The sequence below is a fragment of the Photobacterium sp. 53610 genome, from assembly GCF_036409375.1.
In the GTDB taxonomy this organism is placed as follows: Bacteria; Pseudomonadota; Gammaproteobacteria; order Enterobacterales; family Vibrionaceae; genus Photobacterium.
Window position 1 is genome coordinate 198080 of the sequence record NZ_JAXOFS010000002.1, and the last position, 20270, is coordinate 218349.

At 48.8% G+C, this 20270-nt stretch carries 18 protein-coding genes; 11 read left to right on the top strand and 7 right to left on the bottom strand.

Annotated elements, in window-relative coordinates; translation table 11 throughout:
* Positions 1–187 precede the first annotated feature (187 nt).
* A complete protein-coding gene (locus SPK40_RS07370) occupies positions 188–697 on the top strand; it encodes a DUF1097 domain-containing protein (RefSeq protein WP_248142410.1) in 510 nt (169 codons plus the stop codon).
* Between the two features lies 1 nt (position 698).
* Here the strand turns inward: SPK40_RS07370 and SPK40_RS07375 are convergent, their stop codons facing one another.
* Entirely contained in the window at positions 699–1643 is a 945-nt protein-coding gene (locus SPK40_RS07375; RefSeq protein WP_330959983.1) for a precorrin-2 dehydrogenase/sirohydrochlorin ferrochelatase family protein, read from the bottom strand.
* Positions 1644–1909: 266 nt separating this feature from the next.
* Here SPK40_RS07375 and sseA point away from each other — a divergent pair, with 266 nt between their 5' ends.
* Positions 1910–2761, top strand: coding sequence for a 3-mercaptopyruvate sulfurtransferase (gene sseA, locus SPK40_RS07380; RefSeq protein WP_248142409.1), 852 nt, complete (start codon positions 1910–1912; stop codon positions 2759–2761).
* A gap of 50 nt (positions 2762–2811) precedes the next feature.
* Here sseA and SPK40_RS07385 read toward each other — a convergent pair whose 3' ends face one another.
* Positions 2812–3630: a phosphate ABC transporter substrate-binding protein gene (locus tag SPK40_RS07385; protein ID WP_248142408.1), complete on the bottom strand. Its 819-nt coding sequence runs from the start codon at positions 3628–3630 to the stop codon at positions 2812–2814.
* 68 nt (positions 3631–3698) lie between these two features.
* Entirely contained in the window at positions 3699–4586 is an 888-nt protein-coding gene (locus tag SPK40_RS07390) for a GGDEF domain-containing protein (RefSeq protein ID WP_330959984.1), read from the bottom strand.
* A gap of 289 nt (positions 4587–4875) precedes the next feature.
* Between SPK40_RS07390 and SPK40_RS07395 the strand changes: the two genes are divergently transcribed.
* The 8 genes from SPK40_RS07395 to SPK40_RS07430 all read left to right on the top strand — a co-directional run bounded on the left by SPK40_RS07395 (position 4876) and on the right by SPK40_RS07430 (position 17171).
* The gene (locus SPK40_RS07395; protein ID WP_330959985.1) at positions 4876–6516 is read left to right on the top strand and encodes an ATPase RavA domain-containing protein; all 1641 of its coding nucleotides are present in this window, start codon (positions 4876–4878) and stop codon (positions 6514–6516) included.
* Between the two features lie 10 nt (positions 6517–6526).
* Complete coding sequence (gene viaA, locus SPK40_RS07400) at positions 6527–7981, top strand: ATPase RavA stimulator ViaA (RefSeq protein WP_330959986.1); 1455 nt, start codon at positions 6527–6529, stop codon at positions 7979–7981.
* Positions 7982–8174: 193 nt separating this feature from the next.
* Positions 8175–9572, top strand: coding sequence for an NfeD family protein (locus SPK40_RS07405; protein WP_330959987.1), 1398 nt, complete (start codon positions 8175–8177; stop codon positions 9570–9572).
* Positions 9573–9575: 3 nt separating this feature from the next.
* Positions 9576–10340 (top strand): slipin family protein, encoded by a 765-nt coding sequence (locus SPK40_RS07410; protein ID WP_330959988.1) that lies wholly within the window; start codon positions 9576–9578, stop codon positions 10338–10340.
* A 237-nt stretch (positions 10341–10577) separates the two neighbouring features.
* Entirely contained in the window at positions 10578–11060 is a 483-nt protein-coding gene (locus SPK40_RS07415; RefSeq protein ID WP_248142402.1) for a DUF3015 family protein, read from the top strand.
* 199 nt (positions 11061–11259) lie between these two features.
* On the top strand, positions 11260–13107 hold the full coding sequence (locus SPK40_RS07420) for an Lnb N-terminal periplasmic domain-containing protein (RefSeq protein ID WP_330959989.1): 1848 nt from the start codon (positions 11260–11262) through the stop codon (positions 13105–13107).
* A 260-nt stretch (positions 13108–13367) separates the two neighbouring features.
* Positions 13368–14339 carry a calcium/sodium antiporter gene (locus tag SPK40_RS07425; RefSeq protein ID WP_248142400.1) on the top strand — a complete coding sequence of 324 codons (972 nt, stop codon included), beginning with the start codon at positions 13368–13370 and terminating at the stop codon, positions 14337–14339.
* Positions 14340–14630: 291 nt separating this feature from the next.
* Positions 14631–17171, top strand: a complete 2541-nt coding sequence (locus SPK40_RS07430) for an Ig-like domain-containing protein (RefSeq protein WP_330959990.1) — start codon at positions 14631–14633, stop codon at positions 17169–17171.
* A 77-nt stretch (positions 17172–17248) separates the two neighbouring features.
* Here the strand turns inward: SPK40_RS07430 and SPK40_RS07435 are convergent, their stop codons facing one another.
* On the bottom strand, positions 17249–18184 hold the full coding sequence (locus SPK40_RS07435) for a universal stress protein (protein ID WP_330959991.1): 936 nt from the start codon (positions 18182–18184) through the stop codon (positions 17249–17251).
* Positions 18185–18406: 222 nt separating this feature from the next.
* Between SPK40_RS07435 and SPK40_RS07440 the strand changes: the two genes are divergently transcribed.
* Positions 18407–18598: a hypothetical protein gene (locus SPK40_RS07440; RefSeq protein ID WP_248142397.1), complete on the top strand. Its 192-nt coding sequence runs from the start codon at positions 18407–18409 to the stop codon at positions 18596–18598.
* A 16-nt stretch (positions 18599–18614) separates the two neighbouring features.
* Here SPK40_RS07440 and SPK40_RS07445 read toward each other — a convergent pair whose 3' ends face one another.
* From SPK40_RS07445 to SPK40_RS07455, 3 genes are all read right to left on the bottom strand, one after another.
* Positions 18615–19574 carry a YeiH family protein gene (locus tag SPK40_RS07445; RefSeq protein ID WP_330959992.1) on the bottom strand — a complete coding sequence of 320 codons (960 nt, stop codon included), beginning with the start codon at positions 19572–19574 and terminating at the stop codon, positions 18615–18617.
* Positions 19575–19708: 134 nt separating this feature from the next.
* Positions 19709–20032: a YdbL family protein gene (locus SPK40_RS07450; RefSeq protein ID WP_248142395.1), complete on the bottom strand. Its 324-nt coding sequence runs from the start codon at positions 20030–20032 to the stop codon at positions 19709–19711.
* Positions 20033–20050: 18 nt separating this feature from the next.
* Entirely contained in the window at positions 20051–20266 is a 216-nt protein-coding gene (locus tag SPK40_RS07455) for a YnbE family lipoprotein (RefSeq protein WP_248142394.1), read from the bottom strand.
* Positions 20267–20270: the final 4 nt, after the last annotated feature.

Here is a 20270-nt window from a genome sequence, read left to right on the forward strand (position 1 = left end):
TGCAAAGTCATTGACTTGGCGGAAAACTGACATCATTGAATTTGATCTATATCACTTAATATCTATTTTTGTTTCATTTGTATCACTGATATCGTGATCTGTGTCGATTTAATGTGTGCGAACAATCTCTAAACTGCCTTTTTGATGGCGGATCATACCGCCAGTGGCAAATCGACAGAGAGGCATCATGTCAGTACTGATTGCTATCGCCATTACGACAGGCGTTTTATCGGGTGTATGGGGCTGGGTGGCTGTATCTTTTGGCCTGCTCAGCTGGGCTGGATTTCTTGGATGTACGACTTATTTCGCGGCCCCGAAAGATGGTATGAAAGGCGTTGGACTCAGTCTGGCAACCAACATGAGTGGTGTGGCCTGGGCCATGCTGATTATTCACGGCTCGGAGTGGATTGGGATTGATATCTTCGGCTATGTTGTCACGGCAATCGTGTCATTTTTGATGTGTGTTCAGGCCAAACGTGAGTGGCTGAGTTTTATTCCGGGTACATTTATTGGTTGTTGTGCGACCTTTGCTGCGGGTGGAAACTGGCAACTGGTGATTCCGTCACTGGTTTTAGGTGTGTTGTTTGGTTATGCCATGAAAACATCCGGCCTGTGGCTGAAATCTCTGGCAGAACAGCGATCCAAGCAAACAGCGGCGGATTCTGAGCTGACGTCAGCCGCTGTCTCTTCGAAGTAATTCAGGACAGAGCCGGAAGTACCAGACCGTTGTGCAGTACGCATAACTGGACCATTGATTCAGGCGTACTTCCTTTTTCTGTTAAGACACAAACGCGAACCGATTTCTGAAGGAATGAAGTGACCTTCTCTGCTATGTCACCCAGCTGACAGTGTGCTCTGTCGGCATCTCTCCGGCAAAGTTCAATAAATCCAGCCTGCGCTTCTTCATTGGTGTACAGCACCATTTCTGCCTGTTGCATGAGTCGCAGGGCTTTTAAGGTCAGCATTTCGGTTTCTGTACCGGTTTCTATGACCCAGAGTGTTCCCTGGCTCTTGTCGGGGTGCGCAAGCAGGGATGTGAATGCGGTTTCCAGCGCTTCTTCTGTTTTTGCCGTTTCGACCTGAGGCAGACGGAAAAACTGCTCCCAGAAATGCCTGCGCTCATCGACGGTATTAAAGTGTTGCTTCAGCCGTTCTCTTTGCTTTCCCGCGTACCCTGCCAGCAGTGAAAGATTGTGCGCCAGCTGCGTTTCCAGTTTTTCTCTGAGAAAGCGCACCAGCACTGGTGAGGCACCACCACTTGAAATCGCGACTTGTATCGGCGAACGGTCAATCATGGACGGAGTGATAAAGTCGCAATGTGCGGGATCATCAACTGCATTGACCCAAATCCGTTTTTGCTGTGCATCACGAAAGATTCGTGTGTTCAGCTCGCGATCATCTGTGGTTGTCCAGACTTGATAGTAATCACCAAGCACCGACGATTTATACGATTCTGCCAGCCAGCGCAGTTTTTTCTGGGCGGCCAGTTTTTGCAGTGTCGGGTGAAGTCGAGGAGAAACCAGCGTGATATCAGCGCCGGCACGAAGCAGGAGATCTACTTTGCGGCAGGCGACTTCTCCGCCGCCGATAACGAGGACTGGCTTGTTGGTCAGTCGGGCGAAAACCGGGAAATAATCCATCATTGCATCCTTGCTGAAAACGGCCAGACGACATTAACCTGATGATCTGTGTGATTCAAGCAACTTTTAGGGGCTACTCATGTCCGGAATTGTAAGAAAATAGTTTAGTCTTGAGGGGTTACCTGTTATCACTATGGGCAGCGCAAGTGCCTGCGACTGTGTTTTCTGAAAGTGAACCGCTCTGGTTTGCAAGGCATTTTTAAACAGATAAGTGGGGCGGGTTATTCTCAGAATAATCTGAAATTTTCAAATGGTTAGGTGAGGGAAATATGGCAAGTGGCAAGTTACCGTCTTCCGTCGTCAGTGTAGACTGGCTGCTGGAAAATCTGGAAGCAAAGGAGATTGTGATTCTGGATGCCAGCTGGTTTATGCCGGGCAGCGGACGTGATGCAAAATCAGAGTGGATGAATGAGCGTATTCCCGGTGCAGTCTTTTTCGATTTCGATCAGGAAATCTGTGATAAAGAATCTCATCTGCCTCACATGTTGCCAAACGAAGCGCAATTCTCCCGACAGGTTTCTGAACTGGGTATTCATAACGACAAGCAGATTGTTGTGTATGACGCTCAGGGATTATTTTCAGCGCCGCGAGTCTGGTGGATGTTTAAAGCGATGGGACATGATGCTGTTGCTGTCCTGGATGGCGGGTTACCAGCCTGGAAACGCAGCCAGGGGCCTTTAATGTCCGGCGAGCCTGAAAAGCCGCAAATTGAGAACTTTGTTGCACGATTCAGACCCGAGTGGGTGACGGATGCGCAGTCACTGCTGACAAAACTTGATGATCCAAAGACTGTGGTTTTAGACGCACGCCCTGCAGCTCGTTTTTATGCGCAGCAACCCGAGCCCCGTGAAGGGATTCGAAGCGGCCATATGCCAAACGCAAAAAGCCTGCCGTTCGGGCAGCTTGTCAAAGACAATCAGCTGCTGTCGCCGCAGTTACTGAAACAACGGTTTGATGCAATTTCTGATGAGGATCAGCAATTGATCTTCAGCTGTGGTTCTGGTGTGACAGCTTGTATTCTGGCGCTTGCGGCTGAGGTGGCCGGCAGAGAAAAGCTGACCGTATATGATGGCTCCTGGACGGAGTGGGGCGCGGGACTGAAGTATCCGGTCGTCTCCTGAATGAAATCATCGTCTTGCCTGAGTGTTGTCAGGCAAGACGGTGAAAGGAATCAGTGATTCACTGGAATATAGCCGCGCTCATGCAGCAGCGTCTGACCTTCTTTGGACAGGATGTAATCCAGGAAACTACGGCCTTCAGAGGTTAACTTTGCGTCTTTATAGAGCATGATAAAAGGGCGTGAAATTTGATATTCCCCTGATTCAAGGTGCGTCAGTGTTGGTGTGACCCCTTCAAAAGACAGCGCCTTGACTGAATCATCCACCGAACCCAGCGAGAGGTAACCGAGTGCGTGGCGGTTACGTGCAATCAGGCTTTTCACCATGCCGTTCGTGTTAACGACCAGCGCTTTGGCATTGATGTCCGAAACACTTTTATCGCCGATGTTGCGGGTCAGTCCCATGAAATCTTCAAAGGAAAATCGTGAACCGGAAGCATTTTCCCGGCTGACAACTGCGATAGGCAGATCCGATCCGCCGACATCTTTCCAGTTCGTGATTTTGCCTTGGTAAATCGCGATGACCTGCGCTTTCGTCAGGGTATTCACCGGATTGTCTTTGTTGACCACCAGCGCAATGCCGTCATGCGCGATAATGGTGCTTTCAACATCAGGACGAATTTCATCATCTTTCAGAAAACGTGAACTCATGCCGAGTTCAGACGCGTTTTGTTTTACCGCGGTAATCCCAGCTGAAGATCCGGTTCCCTGAACGGCGATCAGGGTATCCGGATGTTGCGCCTGGTAGGTTTCTGCCAGGACTTCAAGGATATGGCTGACTGAAGTAGAACCAGAGACCGTGACCGTTTTGGCTTGGGCCTGCAGTGGAATCAGGGTAATAAAGGCCAGCAAAGCGGCCAGACGATACAGCATTTCGTGTCTCCGTAAAACTCGGGCGGTAAAGCCGCTATGGTATGACGAAGTTATGACAGAAATGTGAATCAAAAACTGCGCGATTTCTGCTCTTTGTCTTCGTACATCGCATGATCGGCTTTTGCCAGCAGCATATCCGGATCACTGAGGTTGCCTGGATGGTAGGGGGTGAGCCCGACACTGATACCTAGTTTGAACGTTTCTCTCAGATTCAGCGTCTGCTCATCAATCAGTTCCAGCCATTCCTGGCTTTGGGCTTGATCGGCGCTGGGAAGCAAAACAACAAATTCATCCCCGCCAATGCGGTAAATCTGGCTGCCGGTCGGCGAGTGTCTGAAAAGAATGTTTGCGATTTCGATCAGAACCAGATCGCCCTGATGGTGACCAAGGCGATCGTTGACTTGTTTGAAATTATCGATATCGATATAGGCCATGATGCCGCGATGCAGATGAATCGCCATGTGGTCAAAGCGTCTGAAAAGCGATCGGCGGTTTTGAAGTCCGGTCAGGTCGTCTTGCAGGGCCTGACGGCTCAGCTCCAGTTCCAGTTCTCTCGATTTTGCGACCTGTTCTTTTAGCCGAACAATCAACTCACGCCGTTGATGAAGAATTTTGATAAAACAAAAACACAGCAAAAAGACGCCGATGTTTGAGAAGACATTGTCTGCGCGAATGAGCAGCCAGTGTGTCGCTAATTCGGGGATCTCATCCAGCAGATCTGCAATCACACCCAACCCGTAGGTACAGGCAGACACAAGCAGTAAAAACTTCATTTCTTTGCTTGCGACTTCTCTGACCAAAAGAATGATGAGTGCCAGTGTCAGGCTGGAAGTGACGGCTTCCAGGTTACCCTTCATCGGGATAAAGGTCGTCGCCAGAACCCCTAAACACACAATTATTGTCAGCCCGGTAGGCAATTGAGAGATTTTCTTCATAATTGAGTAAAATGTTAACACGATGTCCTTGTCACGGGTAGCTCTATAGAAGCACTTTTGTGAGACGATCACCACATCCTGTTTTACGTGTGCAATCCATTACAAAATGTGATCTTGTACTAGTGAGTTAAACGTCATTAATGAAATCATTGATTACTGAGCGCTGGGTCGCGAAATAGTTTGATATATCTGTTTTGTAACAAAATATGTAGTTTAACAAGCTTGTAACAATGTGTTTTTTACAGCTATTCTCAGGCTAGAGCAGGTTAAACCGGATACAGCACTTACAAGCATCGAGGAACAGACATTTATGCTATCAATGGCGGCCAACTCCTTCCCAAACAAAGCGCTGCTTGCTGAGCGGGTAGATAAACTGATTCATGCGCTGTCGAACGGCGTTTATGAAAGAGAGCATACCATGCGTCTCTGTCTGCTATCCGCGCTGGCAGGGGAAAGTGTGTTTTTACTTGGCCCCCCCGGCATTGCCAAAAGTCTGATTGCAAAACGTCTGATTGAAGCTTTTGATGGCAGCCGATTTTTTGATTACCTGATGACACGGTTTTCAACGCCTGAAGAAGTGTTTGGGCCTTTGTCTATTCAAGAGCTGAAAGATCACGGTAAATATGTGCGGCTTGTCGATGGTTACCTGCCTACAGCTGAAGTTGTTTTTCTGGATGAGATCTGGAAAGCAGGTCCGGCAATTCTGAATACGCTCCTCACCGTCGTCAACGAGCGCACCTTCAAAAATGGTCAGGAGACACTCAAGGTCCCGATGCGTTTGCTGATTACAGCGTCCAATGAATTACCGGATGAAGACAGTGGACTGGAAGCGCTGTACGACCGGATGCTGGTCAGGGTCTTCGTCAACCGGATTCAGGAAAAACAGAACTTTAAAGCGATGCTGATGGGCGAAGGCCCTGAAATGGCAGAAATACCGGAAGCTTTGAAAATCAAAGCCGATGAGTATCAGCAATGGCAGACGCTGATTGATCATGTGTCTCTGGAAGAAGAAATTTTTGAGACCATTTATCAGCTAAAAAGAGTCATTGAAGAGAAAGTTGAAACCGGCGAAAGCAATGAACTCTATATTTCTGACCGCCGCTGGAAAAAGTCGTTACGGTTGCTCAAAGCCAGTGCATTTTTTAATGGCAGGGACAGCATTAATCCTCTGGATTTGCTCTTGTTGCAAGAATGCCTCTGGCACAGCCCTGAATCACGTCAGGACATTCGCGATATTCTGCGTGATTTTGCGTCCAATACGGTATTCGGACAGCAAGCCGCAACACAACAGGCGGATACAGCACAGCATCAGATTGAAGAGGTCCATCAGGAAGTAGCCAGCAAGCTCTGCATGACTTTCGGGCATGACACCCTGATGGGGAAAGAAAGATATAAGTACGATTTCTCCGGCGCCAAACGGTATACGGTCAACAATAACTCCCGGATGATCAAACTGGTCATGTTGCAGCACAACCCGTCTGTTTCCGAACAGGAAACCGGTGACAGTCGCTGGGTGTATGTTGATGGTGATGAATTTGAGAAAAAGATCAAAACAGGTCATTGCGATATCTATGGCTTTGTAAACAAGAATACGCACCTGTGCCGATTGCACTTTGAGATTGATGCCAGCAACCGTCTGGTGATTAAAGATATTGCCAGCCGGAATGTGCTGGTCGGTATTGCGGGTGATTATGGTGTCAGCCAGGAACAATTGGCAGGCTGGCAGCAAAAAGTTCAGCAGGCCACCGATGCGATTCATGAAGCTGCGCATTTACTGAAGCTGGCCCGCAGCCGTTTTCACGGCGCATTACCGCATAACTTTGTTGATCCTGAATTTCCGGTGCTGATTGAACAGAGCCTGACAACAGCCAGTGAGGAAATCGATACGATTCAGCGTCATCTGGACAAAAGTGCGATGCGTCTGACCCGTCTGACGGAATATTTCGCTTAAGGGGGCTCAGATGCCAGTTACGGAAGGGATCAATCTTGCCATGATGCTGTCTGAGTCCGGCATCATTGAAAATGCAGTGAATGAGCTGATGACACGTCCACAGCTGATGATGGCTGCAGATACGAGTCCGGGTATGAAATCTGCCATGAAGTTGCAGATTCAGAAATGGCGGGGTTATGTGCAGCATCGGATTGCCAAAGTCGATGTTGCTGAACGTTTTAGTCAGGAACTGGCTCTGTATCAGAAAGTGAGGCAATGGTCGTCTGATACCTTTGTTGAAAACGCTGAACAGGTGGTCAAAGAACTGGAAGAAACCTCGGGTTTCTATTTCAAGGCCCGCAAGCTTTTGGAGCATGAACAAAAAAAGCATAACCCCATGTTCCACAGCTATTTTTGCCATCAATGGCATGAACATTTGCAGGAAGCACTGAAAGCAGCGCAAGAGTCTGAACTGGAACACCACAAAGATGAGTTGCTGAAGGATCTGTATCAGCGTATCGAAACCATGCAGCAGATGGAAAAAGTGGATGAAGCCGGGGACGAAAAACGAGCCGGCCGGTTGTGGGATATGGCAAAAGCAAAACTGACCCGCACCGATGTTGAACGTTTAAAATCCATTACGAAATTCTTACAAAAAAGCAGTGAGTTACAGGAGATCGCAGACTCGCTTGGCCGGATGGCTAGTGAAGTTGACGACCCCAATCAGGCTCGTGTGCAGAGTGAAGAGCTGAAAATGGTTGAGGAGAAGAGTGACAGCGTCACGGATGATATTGTCGGGGTTCATCCCAGCGATGATCTGGCCCGGCTCTTACCGAATGAAGCTATGTTTCTGGCATATCCGGAACTGGAAGTGGTGTTTTATAAGCATCTGGTCGATAAACGTCTGATGAATTACCGGATGCAGGGAGCACAACGTAAATTACGGAAAGTGAAGGCCTATAAAACGCAAAGTAAGCAAGTTGAGCAGGATAAGGGACCTTTTATTGTCTGTATTGATGCCTCGGGTTCCATGTCGGGTTACCCTGAACAGTGTGCGAAAGCCTTAGCCTACGGCCTGATGCAAATTGCGCTGGCCGATGAACGTGACTGTTACGTGATGCTGTTCTCCACGCAGCACATTACCTATGAGCTGACCAAGCAGGATGGTTTAAGTGAAGTCCTGAATTTTCTCTCGTATTCTTTCCACGGGGGCACCGATCTGGCGCCGGTACTGGCACAGTCGATTGAACTCATGAACAGTGAGAAGTACAAAAACGCGGATTTGATCGTTTTATCTGACTTTATTGCTCCGTCTCAAACGCCGGAAATGCAGGAGAATATTGCCCGGCTGAAAGCGCAAAAAAACCGTTTTCATGCGGTTTGCCTGTCACGTTACGGTAACCCGGCGCTGATGGAGATGTTCGACACGCATTGGTCACATCATCCCTCGGCTTTTGAGCGGTTATTCTCACGTCAGGCATCCTGAGAACTTCCCGGAAATCTTTGTTCAAATCTCCTCTCCAGACTGCTGATGCAGGGCTGAACCACCAGCCCTGTGTCGTATTCAATACAGCAGTGTTTTTCTGTGCGCTATGCTTAAGGTGAAGAATTTCCTGATGTAAACCGCAGCGGGTTTTTCCATCTGTCTCAGTCAGGTACGCCAATGGGGAGCATGCGCCATGAAGCTGTTTTCCGTCTTTGTCTTTGTGCTGACGATGTTCTGTACATTCAGCTCAAGGGCTGATGATGTCTGGGTAGTGAATATCCAGGGTGGGATTGGTCCCGCTGTCAGTGATTTTGTCTCCAGAGAAATTGAAAGCGCACAAGAGAAACAGGCTAAACTGGTGATCCTGAAAATGGATACACCGGGCGGGCTGGATACCTCTATGCGTGAAATCATTCGCGCCATCACTACTTCTTCCGTGCCAGTCGCAACCTGGGTCGGTCCGGCAGGCTCAAGAGCCGCCAGTGCCGGAACCTATATTCTGTTTGCCAGCCATATCGCGGCTATGGCTCCCGGTACTAATCTCGGGGCGGCTACACCTGTATCTCTGACAGGCGGACCGGCTGGCGGAAAAAAAGATAATCCATTCGGCGGAAATGAAGATCCGGCGCCTGCAGCGAAAGATGAGTCGTCCGCGACGAGCTCAGAGAAAGGTTCTGCTTCTGATGAGGAAGTGAAGGCAGAGACCGCGATGGAGAAGAAAGTCATCAATGACGCTGCCGCATATATCACCAGCCTTGCAAAACTCCACGGGAGAAATGAAGTCTGGGCGCAGAAAGCTGTCCGTGAGGCTGCCAGTCTGGATGCGGAAGAAGCTTTGAAAGAGAACGTCATCGATTTTCTGGCCACTGATCTCGACGATTTGATTCGTCAGTCTGACGGGCGCAGCGTCCTCATCAACGGTATTCAGCAAACCCTCAGTTTGCAGAACGTTGCTTACGTGGAACGGGAGCAGGACTGGCGATTTAAACTGCTGGCTGTGATTACGAATCCGAACGTGGCTTATATTCTGATGCTCATCGGGATCTATGGCTTATTACTGGAGTTTTATAACCCGGGTGTCGGTCTGCCCGGCGTGCTGGGCGGAATCTGCCTGTTACTGGCAATGTACTCGTTACAGCTGTTACCGGTCAGTTACGCCGGGCTTGGATTGATCATTCTGGGGATCGTTCTGATGGTTGCAGAAGCGTTCAGTCCCAGCTTCGGGATCCTCGGCTTTGGCGGTATTGCTTCTTTCGTCATTGGTTCAGTGATGCTGATGGATACGCAGGAGCCCGGTTATCAGATAGCTTTGCCATTGATCATCGGGCTGACCGCCACCTCTGCTTTATTTACTTTTGTGATTCTGGCGTTGTTGCTGAAAACCCGTCGTAAACCGGTCACAACGGGGGCAGAGATGCTCGCCAATGATGAAGGGAAAGTCGTGAGCGGATTTCCCGGTGAAGGGCGGGTTCTGGTTGAAGGTGAAATCTGGCAGGCGAGATGCGATACGGCGCTTCGTGTCGGTCAGTCAATTGTTGTCAAACGTGTGGACGGGCTTTGTTTGCATGTCGAAGCCAAAGAGAAGGAATAAATTATGATTACTTACTCCCTGGCAACCATTATTGTGTTTGTTATCGCGCTGATTATCAGCATGTTCAGAGTGCTGCGCGAATATGAACGTGCAGTTGTTTTTCTGTTGGGCCGGTTTTATGAAGTGAAAGGGCCGGGTCTGATCATTATTATCCCGATTATTCAGCAAATGGTTCGGGTCGATTTGCGTACGATTGTATTAGATGTTCCGACCCAGGATTTAATTACGCGTGATAACGTGTCAGTAAAAGTGAATGCTGTGGTGTATTTCCGGGTGATTGATCCCAAAATGGCAATTAATAATGTAGAAAATTATCTTGAAGCCACCAGTCAGCTCTCCCAGACGACACTGCGATCTGTATTAGGGCAGCATGAACTTGATGAATTGCTCTCAGCCCGTGATGAGCTGAATAAAGATTTGCAGGGCATTCTCGATATGCATACCGATAATTGGGGAATCAAAGTCGCGAACGTTGAGATTAAACATGTGGATTTGGATGACAGTATGGTTCGTGCGCTCGCTCGCCAGGCTGAGGCAGAGCGTTCCCGTCGTGCAAAAGTTATTCACGCAACCGGTGAACTTGAAGCGTCTAAAAAGCTGATGGAAGCAGCTGAAGTGCTGAATAAAGCACCGAATGCCGTTCAACTGCGTTATTTACAGACATTGACTGAAATTGCCAATGACAGAACGACGACGATTGTTTTTCCACTGCCGATTGATTTGATCGATAAAATGAGTACGTGGATGGGAAATAAAGAAAAAGGCTGATTTGAAGGGAATGGATGCAATCAACTATTCAGGAATTATGCCAGAAATAAATGAATCGATGAAAATGTTACACTTTTTTTAGTTTAATTCGCTGTTTTCTGGGGTTGAGCTAAAAAGTACTGAATTAACGGATTCATTCATTGATAAAAATTGAAATTAGACTTCAGGTTGTTATGATTTGCGACGCATAGAGTTAATGCAACAATATTGTATTAAAATAAAGCGTAAGGAATAACAATGAAAAAAGTAATTGCAGCGGCAGTACTTGCAGGTTTGATGCCACTTTCTCAAGCTATGGCAGACCAGGATATCGGTTGTGGTCTGGGTTCCATGGTATTTGCCGGTAAAGAAGGCAAAGTATTTAAAGTTCTGGGTGCAACAACCAACGGTACTTCTGGTAACCAGACTTTCGGTATCACTTTCGGTACTCTGGGCTGTGAAGGCGACGGTGTAATCAGCTCTAAAGAGAAGCTGGCAATGTTCATCGACGGTAACATGGACAACCTGGCTCGTGACATCGCTCGCGGCGAAGGTGAGACTCTGGCAACTCTGACTGATGTTTGGGGCATGAGCGACGAAGCAAAAGCTGAATTCAATACTCAGGCTCGTAACAACTATGCAGCTATCTTTGCATCAGAGAACGTAACTTCTGCAGACGTTCTGGCAAACCTGAACACTATGGTTGCTGATCAAAATACGCTGGCGGCATACGCACTGTAATTTGAATTACTTTCGTGATCTGCCTGGATGCAGCGCCTCAGGGCGCTGTATCTTTTTCAATCTCTTTTCAGGAAATATACCCGTCCGAATACGTTTTGGTGCGATTGCCTCATGAATCAACTGACCAATGCGAGATTCCAATTGGTATAAAGCATGGAAGTACGTTTGTTTGTATCCATCTGACCCCCATCGATTTCACATGAAGACCTGGTTAACTCTGCTTCCTCTCACCCTATTCAGCAGTTCTGCACTGGCATTCTCTTCGCAGGACATACAGCAGCTGTCTGACTCGAAATACTGGCATACGCTGGGTCATTATCAGCTGGGTATAACAGGCTCTTACAAGAGTCTGGTCGACTCCCGGACGTTTTTTATCAGTGGGCAGGGTAAATCTGACCCTTTTGCTGAGCTGAACGCGACAGTGAATGCTTTTGAAAAGGAAGCGGGCGCATTTACCGGCGAACCAGCCGATGACAGTTACAGTTGCCGCTATCCGGCGCGTTTTCACTGGCTGAAAGAAAAATTACAGGCAGACTGGCCACAGCCGGTTTGTCCTCAGCAAGAACTTTGGAAACAGGCACTGAACCCGAAAGGTTTAACCCTGGTGTTTCCGACGGCATTCATGAACAGCCCATCTTCAATGTTCGGACATACATTACTCCGGGTTGATGCCAAAGATCAGAACCGGCATCGTGAGCTGGTTGCATTTGCGGTGAACTTTGCGGCTACCCCTGAATCAGATGACAACGCATTCCTGTATGCGGTGAAGGGGCTGATTGGTGAGTATCCGGGTAACTTCACCGTCATGCCTTATTACCGAAAAGTCCGTGAATATAATGACTTAGAATCCCGGGATATTTGGGAGTACTCCATTGATTTCAACGAGCAGGAAGTTCAGCAGGTGTTGCGTCATCTCTGGGAAATGAATGGTGTCGAGTTTGATTACTACTTTATCGATGAAAATTGCTCTTATCAGTTGCTGGCATTACTGGAAGCGGGCAGGGAAGATCTGGATCTGACTTCCGGTTTTGACTTGCAGGCCATTCCGTCTGATACCGTTAAAATACTCAGGGATGAAGGACTGATTCAGGCGCCGGAGTACAGGGCTTCGTTCGGAACAAAGCTGATGTATTATGCGGAACAGTTGTCTGATGAACAGCTTCAGTCTGCACGGAATGCAATGAATGGACAGTATCCGACTGACGGTACGCCGTCCGAGCGAGCTGCAACGCTGGAGATGGCCTATGAATGGCTGAACTTCGAGTTTTATGATCAGGCATTGCCCCGTGAAACCTATGCTCCGAAGCTGCAGAAGCTGTTACTGGCGCGAAGCCAGCTGGATACTCCGTCTCCGTTCTCAGAGCCACCAAGACCGGCGATGTCTCCTGATGAGGGACATCACTCTTCTCGTTTGGGGCTTGGATATCGTTACAGCAAGCATCAGGATGATCAGACGCTGCTGGAGTGGCGTGTGGCTTATCATGACTTGCTGGATAATGCGGGTGGTTACATTCCGGGTGCTCAGATCAGCTTCTTTGATCTTCAGCTCGGTGTGGATCAGCAAGGTGGTCTCGATCTGAATCAGCTATATCTGGTGGATGCTATGTCTCTGGCACCGGATTACAGAGTGTTCGATTCACTGTCCTGGAATATCCGGGCCGGTTATGACAGGCAGCCGGATGAAAACGGTCAGACTGGCCGGTACTTCATGCAGGGTGGCTATGGTAAATCCTGGGGAGATGCGAATTCTCTGCACGCCTATACCTTGATGTCATCTGAGCTGAATTATTTTGATGCACAGGGAGAAAACCTCAACCTGGGATTAGGAGCTGAGGCTGGGATGGTCTGGCAGGCAAGTGAAGCACATAAGCTGGCCTTGTCGGCACAAGGGCTTTATCAATGGGATGCCATGCACTGGCGAACCGATGCAAAAGCAAGCTGGCACTGGGCGCTGACACAATACCTCGGTCTGAGATCACAGGTGCAGTATCAGCAATGGCAGCGAGATGATTTGTCATCTTCTGTTCGTTTGTACGCTTATTTCTGATTGTGACAGGCGGGTTATTGAAGTCTCTTCAGGTGTCTGAAGGGACTTTTAATCAGGTCTGTTTCTTCCTCTACCACAAAGGAATGGATACCGGAAAATAAGATGTAAGATTTCGTTGTATGAAGAATAATTTTGCTACCACTCAACAGGTAAAACCTATATCCTTGGCGCCCCAACGCTGATGTTTATCGAACGTTCGACCTTTTCAAAATGCCACATTTTTTGAACGTTATTTTGTTAAACATTGGGATGTACTACTTATGATGATTGCATCATTAGCCATATTGCTGGGATTTGCGTTGCTAGTCTGGAGCGCAGATCGGTTTGTTGACGGTGCGGCAGCCAGTGCTGGCCATGTGGGGATGCCCCCCTTATTAATCGGCATGGTAATTGTGGGGTTCGGTACCTCCGCGCCTGAAATGGTGGTGTCAGCCATGGCCTCACTTGACGGAAACCCTGAGCTGGCGCTGGGCAATGCCCTGGGGTCCAACATTATCAATATTGGCTTAATTCTGGGCATTACAGCGATCATCGCGCCGATTGCGGTTCAGTCAAACATCCTCCGAAAAGAGTTACCATTACTGATCCTGATTGGTCTGCTGGCTGGCGGGTTACTGTGGGACGGACAGCTGACACGCATCGAAGCCATTGTGCTGTTGTCCGGCTTTTTCATTCTGATTGGCTGGTCAATCTATTCCGGTCTGAGGAATAAAGGGGATGCACTGGCCACAGAAACAGAAAATGAGCTGCAGAATCAGGACATGCCTTTGAAGAAGGCACTGATTTGGCTGGTAGTTGGTTTGGTTCTTCTGGTGGTCAGTTCCCGGATTCTGGTCTGGGGTGCAGTGACTATCGCACAGTCTCTGGGCGTCAGTGATCTGATCATCGGCCTGACAATTGTCGCATTGGGGACCTCTCTGCCGGAGCTGGCAGCATCCGTTGCAGCGGCGCGGAAAGGGGAACATGACATCGCGATCGGAAACGTGGTCGGATCCAATATGTTCAATATACTGGCAGTGATCGGGATTGCCGGAGTGATCTCTCCGATGACCAGTATTGGTGTAGAAGTCTTTGCCCGTGACTGGCTGGTGATGATGGCGCTGACAGTCGCACTGGTATTGATGTGTTTGGGTATCCGTGGTCCGGGTCGTATCAACCGGTTTGAAGGGTTTCTACTGCTGGTTGCGATATTTGCTTATAACTTATTTTTAATCAGTACGATTGCTGCTTAAATATTTTTTGAATTGAAACAGGATGGTTAGTCTGACCATCCTGATGATTTCCTGCCAATTTATCTTGTCTATTTCCTGCCTAAAATCGTGATCTTAATTCCTGATATATTGTCGGTTAACGATCAGTTAACGCTTAAAATTGAGAGCTGACTGAGGAATAGTTAAATTTAAATTTGTCTTATTTATCATAATGCAGAAAGTCGTCCATTATGACTACGGATAATTTGCTCATCAAATGAAGCAAATATCTTTTTTGGGAATATTTCCGTTTGAGAGAATAGGACGTTCATTATGCGTAAAACCCTTATTCATACAGCTGTTGTGGTTGGGCTCGGTAGCCCGTTGTCCGCATTTGCTGTGGATTGTACCTCTTTAACATTATGGGCCAGTGATACGGCATATAACGGTGGTGCTCAGGTGCAGCATCTGGAGAATGCTTATCAGGCCAATTGGTGGAATCAGGGTAAGGATCCTGTCCAGTATTCGGATCCTTATGAAGAATGGTCGCTGATTGGTGCCTGTGATGCAGCCGGAGGAAATCAGCCTCCAACAGTGGCGATCACATCTCCCCTGAACAATGCTCAGTTCGGGGTGAATCAGACGATCACGCTGACCGCAGATGCATCAGACTCTGATGGCCAGGTAACCGATGTTACTTTCCAGGTTGATGGCAGTGTCGTCGGGATTGATGATACAGCGCCTTACTCCGTTTCTTGGAATACGGTTGAAGGCAACCATACGGTGACGGCTGTGGTCACTGATAATCAGGGAGCCAGCCGGACAGATGCCGTGTCTGTCATTGTCAAGGCGGAAGGGAACAATCAGCCGCCAAGTGTGGCACTGACAAATCCGACAGCGTCATCGCAGATTGCAGAAAGTGACGTGGTCACGCTAAGTGCAAATGCAACCGATCAGGATGGTACCGTCACTGCGGTTGAGTTTTATGTGGATGACCAGCTGGTGGGTTCAGTAAATGCAGCACCTTTTCAGGTGAACTGGACAGCAACTGCCGGTACCCATGAATTCAAGTCCAAAGCCATCGATGATGCAGGAGCGGTCACCTGGAGTGCTGTGGTGACCGTGGCTGTTTCCGGTGCTTCGTCCGGTGGATGTGCCGGGGTACCAGTCTATAAAGCAGGGACCAGCTATCAGGCTGGCGATATCGTTCAGAACGTTAATTACAAATACCGCTGTGATGTTGCCGGCTGGTGTTCATCTGACTCTGCATGGGCCTATGAGCCGGGCACTGGTTTGTATTGGTCTGATGCCTGGACAGCGCAGGGGATATGTGCAGTTGTGCCAACAGTGACATTTACGGCTCCGGCTGACAATGCAACTGTCCTTCAGGGGGACGTTGTCACTCTATCGGTGGATGCCACCGATGCTGACGGTTCAGTGACCCAAGTTGAGTTCTTCGCTGGCGGTCAGAGTCTGGGCGCAGACACTTCAGCACCATTTGAAATGTCGTGGACAGCGGTCGGCGCTGGTGCGGTCAATCTTTCTGCTATCGCCACAGATAATGAGGGGAATACAGGTCACGCAGGTGTGCTGGTCAATGTCAGTGATGCGCCTTTGGTGGTCACGCTGACGTCTCCGGCATCCGGAACATCTGTTGGTTTAGGCAAATCAGTCGCGGTTTCAGCCGATGCTGCGTCGCTGAACAGTACGGTCAGTCAGGTCGATTTTCTGGTGAACGGTACCGTCATTGCCACTGATATGACGTCACCTTACAACACCAACTGGACGCCGGGTGCAGTGGGGAATTATACCGTGTCCGCCAAAGTAACCGATGCGAGCGGATTGAGTGTGATTTCTTCGGCTGCCACAGTGAAAGTTTTGTCACAATCGGTGAAGAAACATAAGCTGATTGGTTACTGGCACAATTTTGTGAATGGCGCGGGGTGTCCGATAAACCTGAGCGATATGTCAGAGGCCTGGGATGTCATTGATATTGCCTTTGCCGAGAATGATCGTGGCAGTAACGGAACAGTGCATTTCAATTTGTACAGTGGTGATATTCACAGCAGTTGTCCGGCACTTGATCCGCAAAAGTTTAAGCAGGACATGGCCGCGTTGCAGGCGCAAGGGAAAAAGTTTGTGCTGTCTCTGGGGGGGGCAGAAGGAACGATCACGCTCAATACCGATGCCGACGAAGCCCACTTCGTTTCAAGTCTGACGGCGATTATCAACGAATGGGGATTTGACGGACTGGATATTGATCTGGAAAGTGGTTCGAACATGGTTCACGGTTCTCAGATTCAGGCGCGATTGCCTCGTGCCCTGAAGCAGATTGAAGCCAATATTGGCGGAGATATGTATCTGACCATGGCGCCGGAGCATCCTTATGTTCAGGGCGGCATGGTGGCCTACTCAGGGATTTGGGGCGCTTATATTCCGCTCATTAACGAGCTTCGCGGAACCTTGGATTTGCTGCACGTGCAGTTGTATAACAACGGCGGTTTGCCAAATCCCTACACCACAGGGGCAGCACCAGAAGGCTCGGTGGATATGATGGTGGCTCAGTCGAAGATGCTGATTGAAGGTTTTACGCTGGCAAATGGGGAGCAGTTTGCACCACTGCGCGATGATCAGGTTGCAATTGGTCTGCCATCAGGTCCGAGTTCAGCTAACTCCGGTCAGGCACCGATGCAGAATATTCTGGATGCGCTGGATTGTTTGACGGCAGGAACTCACTGTGGTTCTGTTGTCCCGGCCTTCAATTACCCGAACTATGGCGGTGTGATGACCTGGTCAATTAACTGGGACAAGCACGATGGGTACAATTTCTCTGGGCCTGTCGGGGCTAAACTGGATGCCATGAACGCTCAGTAAGACAATGTTGAAACAACCACAAACGGGCTGTAGAACAGCCCGTTTTTTTCATTCTGCTATCTGCCGGATAAGCTGAGTTAATAGGCTTTAATGTCGGTGACAAATCCTTTGGGTTTCAGTGCCAGAATTGAACACCGGGTGTTTTGTACAATGTCTTCTGCGGTATTGCCCATGATAAATCCGGGAATCCCTGTTCTTGCCACAGTCCCCATCACCAGCAATTCAATTTGTTCCTGTTCAATCATGTCTGGAATACATTGCTGTGGCATCCCTTTGAGATGGCATGTTTTCATCGGCCCATGGATTCCTGAGAGCGCAACCAGTGCATTGAATTTCTCAAGGTGCTTTGCTTCCGTGCGCTGAATGGAATGTTCGAGTTCAGATTCAGGGACGTGGATAAACGGGTTACTGGAAATCTCCTCGTACGGAAAATCCCAGCAGGAAATGACAATCAGACTTCCGTCACAGTCATTTGCCAGGTCACGAGCCGTTTGAAGCAGCGCAACGTCGAGATCTGTTTCTGCCTGACTGTCGCTGTCGGCATCAATCGCAACAGCGACATGGACCTGATGTTGCGGGTGAGTTATAGGACGGCAAAGCCAGACCGGGCAGGGACACTGACGCAGAAGCTCCATATCCAGTGCTTTCAGGCCACTGTCTGGCTGAATGAGTGCTGCGGTTTTAATCACCAGATCGAAATCGTCACGCAGGACACTCTGAATAATCAGGGTGGCCGGTATTTTGCTGCTTTGGGCAACGATTGCAGGCATGATGCTTTGTTGCGGGGTGGATAATCTGGTCCTGGCTTGTTTCACGAAATTTTTGGTTTTTTCGATGAGTGCTTGTTCCCAGTTTGCCTGATAGCTTTCCAGTGTTTCCGGTAAGTCCGGGTAAATGATGAATATGGTCAGCTTCCCCTGAAAGGCATCAGCCAGACTGAGCGCCTGTTGAAGGCCCTGTGTTTCATCCTGAATGCCATCGCTGATATAAAGAATGTTTTCAAATCGCCGCATGACAGAACGCTCCTCAGACAGTGAATCAGCTCCTTTTATCCTAGACGAAAGTCTGAAGTTATCGGGTCAGCACGTCGAGACGGCTTAATTGAAATAAGAAACCTGCCTTAACTACTTTTGGTTATAACAAATCCTGCTTTCTTAGTGTGAAAGGGTATTTTCCCGCTGGAGTACACATCAACAATAATGTGTTGATGTAATAAGGCAATTGAAGTGAAGCAGATGGATAAGAAAGTGAAATGGGTGGTGGCTGTACTAGTGCTGACGGTGGGATCGCTGATGACGTCAGGGATATGGAGTGCATTGCTGAGTCTGACCGCTTTTTCACTGCTTTTTACTCTGGTTGCCAGAAACGCATGGCGTAAGGACAACCAGAGTCAGGACAGCACCCCGCAACCTTTTGATCTCGATTGACTGCTGGTGATCTTGATTAACTACCGGCAAAGCCAGACAGTATTGCCAGTAGTGATCCGCTCCCTATCGTGAACCAGAGCAGAAAACCCAGCACGAGTGGTTTCGCTCCTGCAGCGCGCAATTTCTGCACTGTAATTCCCGCCCCGATCAGAAACAGACAAACCACAAGCACACGCTTGGAAAGTGAAAAGATTGCTTGGTACAGTTCACTGAATTGCGGCAGCCAGTGTGCGAACAAGATGGCAACACAGTAGTACAGGATAAACATGGGGACTGAGATTTTCTTTTCGTTTCCCCGAAATAATAAAGCGCTCAGAAAAGCTAAAGGAATAATCCACAGAGCCCGGGCGAGTTTGAGTGTGGTTGCGGTGATCAACGCTTCATCGCCGTAGGCGCCCGCCGCCCCGACAACAGAGGATGTATCATGAATGGCAATGGCGGCCCACATTCCGAATTCATGCTGAGACATATTCAGCAAATGACCGATGGTCGGGAAGATAAACAGGGCAACTGAATTGAGAATAAACACCGTGGCCAATGCGAGTGATGTCTGGTGACTGTTCGCCTGAATGGCAGGGGAGACCGCTGCAATAGCACTGCCGCCACAGATAGCGGTTCCAGAAGCAATCAGGTGTCCTGTTTTCCTGTCCAGTCTGAACAGGCGAGTCAGTAACGCCCCCATAAGCAATGTGAGCACAATTGAAGCCAGAATTAACCCAAGGCCGGACCGGCTGGCTTCAATGGCGACATCCAGCTGAATCCCGAATCCCAGGCCAATAATTGCGGCAGAAAGAAGTTTCTTGGTGAGAGACGCAACCGGAATATCCGTTGGCACAAAACCTAAGGTTGCGAGCGAAAATCCAAGGATCAGTGCAACCGGTGAATTGATGACGGGCATCAGACAAACCAGCGCGCACAGCCAGAATATCGGATGACGGGTGATCTGTTGTTTAATGAGAGCGGGTTGGAACAACATGTTTAAACAGCACACGAATAAGGGTGGCTGGAGTATACCTTGTTCTGACGCTGAAATTCACTGCAAGATCTGAGTGTTGAAAGGTTGCCTGCAAAAAAATTGGTTCCACCGAAACTTGTCGGTGTCGCCGGGGACTATTTTTTCACCCAGAGTCCGCTGGCGTTCTGGTAGAAATGTCCCGGCTCGGTTCTGTCGATTGCTTTCTTATAGGCGAGTCGCGTGACTTCAGACAGCGTCAGACCGTGAGATACGGCAATACGCTGATAACTCTCTTTCCGTTCTTTGTTGACTTCCAGGATCAACTGGCGAATCTCTGTGGTGGGTGACAGTGTCACGGCTGCAACGTATCCGGTATTGGCTTCACCGACGAGCCCCTGCGCTTTGGCTTGCTGTAAATCAATGGCAAGCACATTGGCGCAAAAGAAAAGAATGGCAAAATAAGTCAGCATACGTTTCATGACTGGCTCCCCGCCTTGTCAGAAGACTTCGTCATCACTGAATAGGTCATCAATTTCCTTATCAACTTTAATGCGAATTTCATGCTCTATTTTGACATTCAGATTCACTTCAATCGGCTTATCCGATGCAGCAACCTGAACCGTTGGTGTACAACCAGTTACCCCGAAAGCTGAGAAGACGAGTATTGCTGCCAAACAGCCTGTCATGCAGTAATACTTTAACTGAATATCCATGGGC

What these genes read in the sequence shown, in the direction of transcription:
- SPK40_RS07370 (WP_248142410.1), top strand. Translation starts at nt 188, where the DNA reads ATGTCAGTACTGATTGCTATCGCCATTACGACAGGCGTTTTATCGGGT.
- SPK40_RS07375 (WP_330959983.1), bottom strand. Translation starts at nt 1,643, where the DNA reads ATGATGGATTATTTCCCGGTTTTCGCCCGACTGACCAACAAGCCAGTC.
- sseA (WP_248142409.1), top strand. Translation starts at nt 1,910, where the DNA reads ATGGCAAGTGGCAAGTTACCGTCTTCCGTCGTCAGTGTAGACTGGCTG.
- SPK40_RS07385 (WP_248142408.1), bottom strand. Translation starts at nt 3,630, where the DNA reads ATGCTGTATCGTCTGGCCGCTTTGCTGGCCTTTATTACCCTGATTCCA.
- SPK40_RS07395 (WP_330959985.1), top strand. Translation starts at nt 4,876, where the DNA reads ATGCTATCAATGGCGGCCAACTCCTTCCCAAACAAAGCGCTGCTTGCT.
- viaA (WP_330959986.1), top strand. Translation starts at nt 6,527, where the DNA reads ATGCCAGTTACGGAAGGGATCAATCTTGCCATGATGCTGTCTGAGTCC.
- SPK40_RS07405 (WP_330959987.1), top strand. Translation starts at nt 8,175, where the DNA reads ATGAAGCTGTTTTCCGTCTTTGTCTTTGTGCTGACGATGTTCTGTACA.
- SPK40_RS07410 (WP_330959988.1), top strand. Translation starts at nt 9,576, where the DNA reads ATGATTACTTACTCCCTGGCAACCATTATTGTGTTTGTTATCGCGCTG.
- SPK40_RS07415 (WP_248142402.1), top strand. Translation starts at nt 10,578, where the DNA reads ATGAAAAAAGTAATTGCAGCGGCAGTACTTGCAGGTTTGATGCCACTT.
- SPK40_RS07420 (WP_330959989.1), top strand. Translation starts at nt 11,260, where the DNA reads ATGAAGACCTGGTTAACTCTGCTTCCTCTCACCCTATTCAGCAGTTCT.
- SPK40_RS07425 (WP_248142400.1), top strand. Translation starts at nt 13,368, where the DNA reads ATGATGATTGCATCATTAGCCATATTGCTGGGATTTGCGTTGCTAGTC.
- SPK40_RS07430 (WP_330959990.1), top strand. Translation starts at nt 14,631, where the DNA reads ATGCGTAAAACCCTTATTCATACAGCTGTTGTGGTTGGGCTCGGTAGC.
- SPK40_RS07435 (WP_330959991.1), bottom strand. Translation starts at nt 18,184, where the DNA reads ATGCGGCGATTTGAAAACATTCTTTATATCAGCGATGGCATTCAGGAT.
- SPK40_RS07440 (WP_248142397.1), top strand. Translation starts at nt 18,407, where the DNA reads ATGGATAAGAAAGTGAAATGGGTGGTGGCTGTACTAGTGCTGACGGTG.
- SPK40_RS07445 (WP_330959992.1), bottom strand. Translation starts at nt 19,574, where the DNA reads ATGTTGTTCCAACCCGCTCTCATTAAACAACAGATCACCCGTCATCCG.
- SPK40_RS07450 (WP_248142395.1), bottom strand. Translation starts at nt 20,032, where the DNA reads ATGAAACGTATGCTGACTTATTTTGCCATTCTTTTCTTTTGCGCCAAT.
- SPK40_RS07455 (WP_248142394.1), bottom strand. Translation starts at nt 20,266, where the DNA reads ATGGATATTCAGTTAAAGTATTACTGCATGACAGGCTGTTTGGCAGCA.